Below are 9,823 nucleotides of genomic sequence, written 5' to 3'. Positions count from 1 at the left end.
TGCGAGATAAGCCATAAGCCGAGTTCTGTAGTCATTGGAGATTACAACAAATAGTAATTTATAATGATTTATTATAACGCAAAGTATGAAAACAAGGTACTTTAAAGTAAGAAAAAAAATTTATAATAACTGATTATAACTTATTACAATTTAACTGATTTGGGCAAAATTTGGGCAAAGATTTATTGTACATCTATCCAAATATACAAGCAAGGTTTATTAAATTTTAATATTCCTTGCTTCTATTACATATATTACACAAATTCTATAAATTATATTAAGTTCTGCGATAATAATAGTACGTTTATAGTACGTTATATTTATCATTATTGATATTCTCTAATTTTTCAAATTCTTTTAACTTATGAAATTTTTCTCGTGGCACCAATCTATAACCAAGAATAATAAAATAAGCAATACTTAACCAAACAATACCAACTAAATAACCTAATATTGCATTAGATTTAGAAAATGCAGCAAGTAAACCACCAATAATAAAACTAAGAAATATAACTAAAATCCATTTTAATAATCTACCTAATGTCATATAATCACCTCATGGTAAATTATAACATAATTGTCTTTAGCACGCTACGCTCTTATCCTAACGCCGGATAGGCACTCAAAAGCTAATACTATTAACATACTTCCATACGAAAAAGCTTCTAAAATGCCCCACAAGGGGGCTAAACAGTTAGTTTCTTTAGGAAAGAAAGTCTTTGGGCATTAATATTCAATTTTTATGTTTGACTTTTATACTATATTTGTGTTATAATTAAATTTTATTTGTTTCAAGTGAAACATGCTAAAATTACATTTTTTATGTCTGCGGCAATATTTGCAATTAATTATTTATTTACTAAGACATTTTAAACAGAATATGCTATTTTAAGATATCAATATATGTCTTTATATAATGTTTATCTTTTTACTACCTAGTCAATTGAGCAATTTCTACTCTATCCATATAGATTTTATCAGTAGCAGATTTTAACATCTTATAAGAGTTATAACTATTTCTTATTTGGTCAGTTTGAATAAATTTATATCTACGAGAATGTATCTTCATACGTGTTCTAACATCAGTAGAATTTACATACATCTCATAATCTTCCCAATCAAACGCCTTAGTAATGGTAAGACGTCCAAAGAGAGTTTTACACTCATAACATTTGTGACTAAGTTCCCTAAATACTTTATCTACACGCGCCCATCTTTGAGCAGTATAGCAAATCATTTTACCATTACCTTTTCTATTTTGAGTAAGTTGAACAAGAAGTTCAGTAGGAAAATTTTTAAAATCCCTACTATTGAAAATATTTTGTACTTCATCAAATAAGTAGAGCGTTGGCTTATCTTGCTCTATTAAAAGTTCTTTCCAATTAGCAGAATCAAAGTGCCAATCTGAATATTCATAACCAAAATTATCAACTATATAAATTTTATCACCGTATTTCTGCCTATAACGTAAACCTAACTCAGCTAGAGCCATAGTTTTTCCTTTACCAGGCAATCCAAAAAAGCCATAAATACCATATATATGAATTTTCCTATCTTTAGTTTTTAAGAAATTAATAATATCTTTAATTTTCCAAATAATTAATTCAATAATAATAGGATAAATAGGTTTAATATAAATAGAATTTTTCTTATTTTTAGAAACATGAGAAAATCTATATGTAGTAACACTAACATTATTAATTTTCTCATTTTCAACTTTTTTATTTTCCTCCACTTAAAAACCTCCTTTTAATTCTTCTTAGACGAGAATATTTCCTAAATAACCTATAAAAAAAACTAAATAAATTTTCAAATTCACGCCCAAAATATCCAGCCAAAAGACCAATAAAGAAAAAACTCATACAAAGAGATTTCATAGACTCAAAAAGAGTAAAATAATAAGTCGTAGAACCTAAAGAAGCAAACTGACTTAAAATATCATCCATAAAAAAACACTCCTATCTAATATTAATAAATGGAATTTTACTATAAACAAATTTAATAACATTCCAAGTAAAAACCGAAAATTCAACTGTAACAATAGTGCTAATAACAAAAGTAAATATACTAACATCCGTAAAATATAACCCTTTTCTAAGGAATAAAATCATATTAGATAAATCAACTTCCATAGAAGGTAAAGCAGGAATTAAAGCAACAATAGTACCAATAAAAAGCTTCATAGCAGTTAATACTAAGCTCCATATCATAAAAAACACAACCTTTCTACATAACACTTGGTGGACCACTACCACCACCAGTAGGAGCATAAACAGTCGTACTATTAATATCACCACCACCAAGAACAGCATTAATTTTACGCCATACATACACAACTAAAAGAAATAACCAAAAACAAGAAGTAACTATACGAACCCAAGATATATTAGAGTTAACAAATTGAGCAGATACAATAATACAATCATGACCCCAAATATTTACATGAATATCCGTAAATTCATCAGCACCAACTTCTAAACTTTTAAGTATATCCATACTATATGGAAATTTTGCTTTAACATCATTCTGTAAACTATCATTAAAATCACTAAAATCAGTAGCAGTAGGCACAAAAGTATAACTCAAAGCACTTTCAATAGAAGTAACAATTAAACCCGGAAGAGCACCAATAGCAGCAGGAATATCAATAATACCTTTGTAAATTTTTTCTAACCAATCCCACAATTCACTCCAAAATGATGCATCAGTACCAGTTCCAGTGCCCGAACCCGTTCCAGTATTAGTTCCAGTTTTAACATTTAAACCATTAACAACAGTTGCAGTGGTGCTACCATCTATAGGAGCATAAACAGTTTCTCCTTTACTAGAATCATATTGACCAGAGATAGGAACAGCAACAGTCCCTTGGACAGAATCACTTGCATTTCCTTCAATACCATCACCACTAATAGCAGATGAGGAAGGAACATAAACAGTATTAGAAACTGTATTATAACCCAAAAAAACCATATAACCACTTGTTTTAGTAGAAACTTCTGTATTAACATCACGCCAAGTACTACCACCATCAAAAGAAGCCCTCAAACCAAGAAGAGCACGATTACTTGAATCAATATAAGTCTGAAAAGAAATCTCACAATCAGCAGTTGGCGTATAAGAAGATGATTGTTTATATGCACCAAAATTATCATAATAATAAAAACTCAACTTATCACCATAAGATACATTAAAAGTAGTATAAACACCTACAGAAAGATTATAAGGTTGCATATAAAAACCATTTGACATAAAAGGATCAAGACTATGTGGAGTAGTATTAGAAGTTGTTTTACCAGTAGAAACAGGCAAAGAACTACCTTTTTTTAAATCATTAGCTTTAGATTGAATAAAATTCAAGCCATCATTCGTAAGACCAGCATAATCATGACCAGAACCATCACTATAAATTGAAATAGTCTTATCAATACCATAATTAAGTATCTCAGTCATTAAATAATCTTTAACATCATCCGAATAATTAGAATAAAGATAGTAACCAGTATAACCAATGCCCGCAACGGCAAGAGCACCCGCAATTTCTGGAGAAAGTAAAACACCAGCCGCTATTTCCAAAGGAGTATCTATTCCAATTGCATAAGCTTTAGTATTGCAATAAGAAAAAGGTAGAAAGCAAACAATACAAAGAACTATAATAAAAGACCTAAATCTATAAATAAACTTAACCATAAACACCTCCTAGAAAAACTTAATAAATAAATAAGCATCATAAAAAAGGAGCAATCAATCTATAATAAACATAATGAAAAAAAATTTAATATTCATAAAAACATCACATAAAATATTTACGCCCACCCACGGCGAACCGTAAACGTGGTCGCCTTAAAGGGTGGGCGTAAAAAATTATTATAAGAATTTATAAATTATTCTTGGAATTAATCCAATACCAACCATAATTCCCATAATTGTAATACCTACTGGTAACAACACACCTGCATTACTAGTAACAGCAGTAGTAAGACCAGTAAACATATCAGCAGTTAATTCAATCATTTTACATACCTCCAAATTAATATATTTATAACAAAAGCATAGCTTTAGTTAACTAATAAAATTGTTTCAAAATACTATAGCAAATAACAACCATTAAAACGACAAAAGCAACAACTAAAAACCAAAAAAACTGGTTATTAAGTAAAACTAAATCATTATGAATAGAAATAAGATTATCATTCATAGACTGCAATTGATGAGTATAATTTACAGCAGACTGAGTTGTAGTATCCATTAAAGCACCTATACAGCATGTACACCAACAATAGTTGGTCTACCACCAAAACCTATTGCGTAATCAAAAGCAATAGAACAGCCAACAACAACGTCTTGAGGCACCGAACCTTCAACATATTGTGTAAGGCATTGTCTACCTAACTGCACTTGTGAATTACTTGCAGAAAAATCTCCTAGCAAATGTAGCATAGTATAAGCCTTACCACTCTTTTTACTAATACCAGTTACAATTCCAACAACTTCAAATTCAAATTCCATATTAAAACACATCCTTTAATTTATTTTTTCTATCATTTTTCTTACTAACTTCATGAGAAAATATTAACATGCGTTTTTAATTTACTTCATGAAAAAAAGTAAAAAATTATTTTAAAATCAATAAAAGATAGGAAATACCTAGCTTCAAAAATCAAAATTTAACTTTTAAAAATCTTTTACCTAATCTTTTTCCATTATAACCATTATTAATGCAATGACTTAAAGAACTAGGTTCAATATCAAATCTATGAGCCAAATCAACTATACTTTCCTCAACGGCAAGTGGAAGTTCAAATTCATCAGCAGTAACCGCCAAATATAAATATTTTCCCATAATACACACTCCTAAAAATTTAATATAGTTAAGCTATTAACAATATAAGGTAAAGACCAAAGAACAAAGGTCAAAATAGGGAATGTAGTAGTTATAATCAATAAAACTCTAAGTAAATTAATAAAAATCTTATACTTGGGATATAGCTTTATCCATTCACTACATTTGTCATTAACAATAAAAGGCATACCAAAGAACATAAATATAAATAAAACTGGAATCAATAAAGGTAAAGCAAAAATAATCATAATAACACCTCAAATCATTTCAAATCTTTTAAATTAATATCTAAACTTTTATTAACAGTATCTTTAGGAACATGAAAATTAATTTTAACATCAAGACCTAAAAACCCTGAAATAGTTTTAGTTATATAAGGACAATCACCATTTTCTATATCATCATAAACAACAACTTCGGAAGAATCGTATTTTTCAAGAACTTTGCCACCATCATCTTGTATCACATAAGTAACAAAATAAGTTGTATCATCTAAAGTTCCAGTACCTAAAACAAATGAACCACTAACACTATTATCCAAGGAAGAGCTTTGAATATACAAAGTAGAAGAAGAGTAAACATCAAGAACACGATACCCAAAAGAAAAAAGTAAAATCACAAGAGAAAAAGAAATAAAAACTGAAATAATCCTAAAAAAAGAACCAAAATAATAATCATCAAACATAAATTACACCTCCATTTTTTCTTGTTCAAAAGGACTTTTATCATCAACCGGAGTTAAATCTCTATCCAAATATTCCTGCAATGTATATTCATAAACATTATTTGTAGTATATTGAATAACCTTATGAATACGTCTTAAAAATGCTTTCCAAGTATCCTTAAAATTCTTTTGTATACCCTCATACTGTTCTTCTAACGATATATTAGTAACTATAAACACTTTAGTATAGCAAGCAATCTTATTACTATAACGGGAAGGTAATTCCAAAGGATATACGTCTAAATAATTTAACATATCCTGTACTTTTAAATCGCTTCTAAATTCCTCAAAAACAACAACATCTTGGCATTGATAATTGTCAAAGGGATGTTTATAGTCCGTAATACGAAAAACCTTATCATCACCGAAAAAGTCCATTATAGAGCGGGTTTTTCCAGTACCAGGAGTACCATATACATAAGTAACCTCTAAGTTAAGTCTACGAGTAGATTTATATTTAGATTGTAAATAAATAGTTCTAACCCTATCAATTTTATCTAATTGGAGCATATAAGAAGGATTATCCTCCAATATATCAAAAGTAGTCATACCAGACTTTATCATATCGTAAAGGTCTTCTAAATCACTTCTATAACCTTGCCTATCATAAGGCATTTCTCCATATTCTTCATGAGTATCAGCAAGATTAGTTTCTTTCTTTTTATCATTTTCCCACTTACCTTCTTTAAAAACATAATCCCTATTTTGTTGGCTTGTACCTTTAGCAGGTTCTATATGTGGACCATTAAACTTATTTTTAACTGTACTAAATCGAGTAGCATTATTAAGACAAAAATAAACATGTGTATGATAAGTACCATTCTCACCAACTTCATCAGACATACACCAATAAACAAGACTAGAAAACTCAGACAATAAAGTTTTTATATTTTCATGGGTATAACCATATTTAGTAGGATTATTAATAGTTATCTGCCACTTTCTACATTTACTATCCTTATTAATAAAATCACCACCATTTCACTCAGAAATGACACAGAAGTTATAATGACACAACCACATGACACAACTTTTGACACAACATATTTCCCAACACTAATAACAATCAAAAGAAGCAATTAAGCCATTTATAAGTTAATATTTTTTATTTCCCAAGGGTTTGACACATGACACAGAAGTGCGCCTAGGTAATACTAGCTAGGCGCACTAGCTTGACCTCAAAATTTTATCTATTATTAACCCTTAAATGTAATTCATCACCTATCAAACAAACGTTATTTATATTAAATTCATCATATTTATGAGTTTGCTTACCAACAACAAACTCAATACGAGGTAGCATAAAGCCATCATCAAATACAAACAATACAACCTTAGTGCCAAATGTAGTTATATAAAGTAAATCTTTTAATTTCATAATCAACCCCCCCTATTCACAAAACTGAGATATAGCATTATAAGTAAAAAGACAATAAGAGCAACTACAATAATGACTACATTTGCAACAAGAACCTTTTATATTACATTTATCAACATGAGAGCATAGAAAGCCATCACAAAGAGTATCATATTTAACAATACTAAGCATTTATATATCCCTCCCAGTAATAGCCACAATATTCACACCATATAACGCAATAATAAGCACCATACTCCTCATCCCATTGCTTAGACACAATAGAAGATGAACCACATTTACAACCAACTACCATAAAATCACTCCAAACTAAAATTCTAATTTTCTAACATCATTTAAAAGAGAATAATCTTTACCAATAGAATCAACAATAAACCTATCCAATTCACAACTAGCAACCTTCAAACTACCTAATTTCAAAGCAGAAATATGACCAGATTTTATAAGTTTATATGTATCAGTAGGATTAATTCTAAGTTTTTTAGAAACCTCTTTAATTGTAAATAACTCCAAAATAATCACTCCTCCGGAAAAACTTCAATAAGAGAAACACCTAAAGCAAATGCAATTTTACGAGCATTTTTCAAACTAGGAATCGTTTTTCCGTTCATAATTTCATAAAAAGATGAAGGAGAAAGGCCAACCTTATTTATAATAAAGTTAGTTTTAAAGCCACTAGAGCGAATTATTTGTTTTATATTATTATTCATAAGAACACCACCTTCTTAATCGGTTAACCGTAATTAAATTGTACAACCGTTTTTCCGTTTTTGCAAGCATTATTTTTCGGAAAACCGTTTATGATTAAAATAAAGTATTATAAATTCCGTTTTTCTGTATTTTTATATTTACTTTACCGGATAAAAATGATAATATAACCGTATAAAACAAAAAAAGAAAGGTGATAAAATGGAAAACATAGGAGAATTGTTAAAAAAATTAAGGGAAGATAAAAAACTAACACTAAAAGAACTAGCGGACAAAAGCGGAGTTGGGCAAAGCACAATATCAGATATAGAAACTGGAAAAGCAAAAAACCCAAGAATAGACACGCTAATAAGTCTAGCAAAAGCACTAGATACAACAGTTAACATTTTCCTAGACATTCCTAATAATTCAGATATAAGTAAATTAGAAAAATATAAAGAAAAAAATCAAATCTTTTTTTCAAGATTCGATAAATTATCAAATAACGCAAAAGATAAAATGATAAAAATGCTTGAAATTTTTGAAGATGAAACAGAATAAGGATGTGATTTTTATTGTTTAATGACATATTAAAAAAAACTATACAAATGATAAATTGTGGAGAATTAAGAATAGTATATAAAGAAGTAGATTATACATTTACTGGAGTAACAATAAATAAAAATGAACAAACTGTAATAATATTAAATTCAAAATACTCATATGAATATAATTTAAATAAATTAATACATGAGATAACACATATAAGACAAATAAAAGAAAATATAAGTGTAAAAGAATGCGAAAAGCAGGCAGAGGAAACAGAAAATAACCCAGTTGCAAAAAAACAACTGGTTAATTTTATAAATAAATACGAACATACATTCTAAAGGAGTGATTTTTATGCGTGGCAGTATACGTAAAAGAGGCAGTATATGGTATTATCGTTATCGCGAAAATGACAAATTAATTGAAAAAAGAGGTGGTTCTAAAGAGGAAGCTGAAAAAAAGTTAAATGAAGCCTTATACAGAATAAATAATGGCTATATATCAGATTCAGATATGCTATTAAAAGATTATATGATTATGTGGGTGGATGATTATATAAAAGGCGAAAAAAGTGAAAACACTTATAATAAATATATACAAACAATAACTAAATATATAAACCCTATGATAGGATTTATTAAACTTAGTGATATTAAAGTAATGCATATTGAAAAATTTATAAGAGATTTGAAGAAAGTAAAAGTTAATACAAATAAATTAATTTCTCCAACATCTGTACAGAGCTACTATGGAATTTTAAGAGCAGCACTTAACAAAGCAGTGAAATTACAACTAATAAATAATAATCCTTGTAAATTTGTCGATACACCAAAACGTGCTAAATTCAAAGCAAATGTGCTTACCATTGATGAATTAAAAATTATATACGGGAAAGTTAATTCTAACACATATGAAGATTACATATTCAGACTTGCGTTAGATATTACATCCGAAACCGGATTAAGACGTGGAGAATTATGCGGGCTAGACATTGACAAAGATATTGATATAAGTAAAAAAACCTTAACAGTTCGTCAGGCTTTAATAAGGGTTAAAAATAATTATGTACTATCTGAAAAATTAAAGACTGAATCCTCTTACAGAACACTACCTATAAGTGATTCCATATGCAATAAAATTGAAAATCATAAAAAAATATTAAAGAAGAATCGAATAAAATACGGAGAATTTTATATAAAAAATAAATTTGACAATAAATATCCTAACCTTTTATTAGTTCAAGAGAATGGAAAATTTATAATTCCTTCAAGTTTACTTCAAAGAATAAAAAGATTAATGAAATATTGCAATATAGAAAAAAATATACGTTGGCATGATTTAAGACATACTAATGCAACATTATTATTAGAAGGTGGTGTAAGTATGAAAGTTCTTCAAGAAAGATTAGGCCATTCCTTAATGCAAACTACCAGCGACATTTACGCACACGTTACTGAAAATTTGAACAGAGAAGCAACCCAAACTATTTCAAATATCTTAGACTTAACTAAATAATCAAATTCATATTAAATTAAAAGTATCTATTTGTTTATCATGTGGGCAAATTTTGGGCAAAGCAATATTTATATACCGCTTAGCCATTCATTTACCTTGTTGCGAGATAAGCCATAAGCCGAGTTCTGTA

At 28.6% G+C, this 9,823-nt stretch carries 17 protein-coding genes; 3 read left to right on the top strand and 14 right to left on the bottom strand.

The genetic code is table 11. The features are described 5' to 3' along the window. Nucleotides 1-304: 304 nt before the first annotated feature. From CLOBL_RS25980 to CLOBL_RS25915, 14 genes are all read right to left on the bottom strand, one after another. Nucleotides 305-547 (bottom strand): hypothetical protein, encoded by a 243-nt coding sequence (locus CLOBL_RS25980; RefSeq protein WP_077861646.1) that lies wholly within the window; start codon nt 545-547, stop codon nt 305-307. Between the two features lie 384 nt (nt 548-931). Beyond that, nucleotides 932-1,735, bottom strand: coding sequence for a zonular occludens toxin domain-containing protein (locus tag CLOBL_RS25975; protein WP_077861645.1), 804 nt, complete (start codon nt 1,733-1,735; stop codon nt 932-934). Beyond that, nucleotides 1,722-1,946 carry a hypothetical protein gene (locus CLOBL_RS25970; protein WP_077861644.1) on the bottom strand — a complete coding sequence of 75 codons (225 nt, stop codon included), beginning with the start codon at nt 1,944-1,946 and terminating at the stop codon, nt 1,722-1,724. Before CLOBL_RS25970 ends, CLOBL_RS25975 begins: the two co-directional genes overlap by 14 nt. Before the next feature lie 12 nt (nt 1,947-1,958). After that, nucleotides 1,959-2,210, bottom strand: coding sequence for a hypothetical protein (locus CLOBL_RS25965; protein WP_077861643.1), 252 nt, complete (start codon nt 2,208-2,210; stop codon nt 1,959-1,961). Nucleotides 2,211-2,226: 16 nt separating this feature from the next. After that, on the bottom strand, nt 2,227-3,687 hold the full coding sequence (locus CLOBL_RS25960; RefSeq protein ID WP_077861642.1) for a hypothetical protein: 1,461 nt from the start codon (nt 3,685-3,687) through the stop codon (nt 2,227-2,229). Nucleotides 3,688-3,864: 177 nt separating this feature from the next. Further along, nucleotides 3,865-4,011 carry a hypothetical protein gene (locus CLOBL_RS28295; protein ID WP_179117843.1) on the bottom strand — a complete coding sequence of 49 codons (147 nt, stop codon included), beginning with the start codon at nt 4,009-4,011 and terminating at the stop codon, nt 3,865-3,867. 243 nt (nt 4,012-4,254) lie between these two features. Further along, the gene (locus CLOBL_RS25950; RefSeq protein ID WP_077861640.1) at nt 4,255-4,506 is read right to left on the bottom strand and encodes a hypothetical protein; all 252 of its coding nucleotides are present in this window, start codon (nt 4,504-4,506) and stop codon (nt 4,255-4,257) included. Nucleotides 4,507-4,657: 151 nt separating this feature from the next. Then, complete coding sequence (locus CLOBL_RS25945) at nt 4,658-4,840, bottom strand: hypothetical protein (RefSeq protein WP_077861639.1); 183 nt, start codon at nt 4,838-4,840, stop codon at nt 4,658-4,660. 262 nt (nt 4,841-5,102) lie between these two features. After that, on the bottom strand, nt 5,103-5,525 hold the full coding sequence (locus tag CLOBL_RS25935) for a hypothetical protein (protein WP_077861637.1): 423 nt from the start codon (nt 5,523-5,525) through the stop codon (nt 5,103-5,105). 3 nt (nt 5,526-5,528) lie between these two features. Beyond that, the gene (locus CLOBL_RS25930; protein WP_278281365.1) at nt 5,529-6,497 is read right to left on the bottom strand and encodes a replication protein; all 969 of its coding nucleotides are present in this window, start codon (nt 6,495-6,497) and stop codon (nt 5,529-5,531) included. Nucleotides 6,498-6,750: 253 nt separating this feature from the next. Continuing rightward, a complete protein-coding gene (locus CLOBL_RS25925; protein WP_077861635.1) occupies nt 6,751-6,942 on the bottom strand; it encodes a hypothetical protein in 192 nt (63 codons plus the stop codon). Between the two features lie 163 nt (nt 6,943-7,105). Further along, nucleotides 7,106-7,237, bottom strand: a complete 132-nt coding sequence (locus CLOBL_RS29075; RefSeq protein ID WP_278281364.1) for a hypothetical protein — start codon at nt 7,235-7,237, stop codon at nt 7,106-7,108. A 14-nt stretch (nt 7,238-7,251) separates the two neighbouring features. Beyond that, complete coding sequence (locus CLOBL_RS25920) at nt 7,252-7,464, bottom strand: helix-turn-helix domain-containing protein (protein WP_242953931.1); 213 nt, start codon at nt 7,462-7,464, stop codon at nt 7,252-7,254. After that, a complete protein-coding gene (locus CLOBL_RS25915; RefSeq protein WP_077861634.1) occupies nt 7,461-7,652 on the bottom strand; it encodes a helix-turn-helix transcriptional regulator in 192 nt (63 codons plus the stop codon). Before CLOBL_RS25915 ends, CLOBL_RS25920 begins: the two co-directional genes overlap by 4 nt. A 199-nt stretch (nt 7,653-7,851) precedes the next feature. Between CLOBL_RS25915 and CLOBL_RS25910 the strand changes: the two genes are divergently transcribed. From CLOBL_RS25910 to CLOBL_RS25900, 3 genes are read left to right on the top strand one after another with little or no spacing between them, the layout of a single operon-like run. Continuing rightward, nucleotides 7,852-8,190, top strand: coding sequence for a helix-turn-helix transcriptional regulator (locus tag CLOBL_RS25910; protein ID WP_077861633.1), 339 nt, complete (start codon nt 7,852-7,854; stop codon nt 8,188-8,190). 14 nt (nt 8,191-8,204) lie between these two features. Further along, entirely contained in the window at nt 8,205-8,519 is a 315-nt protein-coding gene (locus CLOBL_RS25905; protein WP_077861632.1) for a hypothetical protein, read from the top strand. A gap of 13 nt (nt 8,520-8,532) precedes the next feature. Beyond that, nucleotides 8,533-9,693: a tyrosine-type recombinase/integrase gene (locus CLOBL_RS25900; protein ID WP_077861631.1), complete on the top strand. Its 1,161-nt coding sequence runs from the start codon at nt 8,533-8,535 to the stop codon at nt 9,691-9,693. Nucleotides 9,694-9,823 lie beyond the last annotated feature (130 nt).

The sequence above is a fragment of the Clostridium sp. BL-8 genome, from assembly GCF_002006495.1.
Classification (GTDB): Bacteria; Bacillota; Clostridia; order Clostridiales; family Clostridiaceae; genus Clostridium.
The sequence above is the reverse complement of the archived record's forward strand: the minus strand, read 5'-3'. Positions and strand labels throughout refer to the sequence as shown.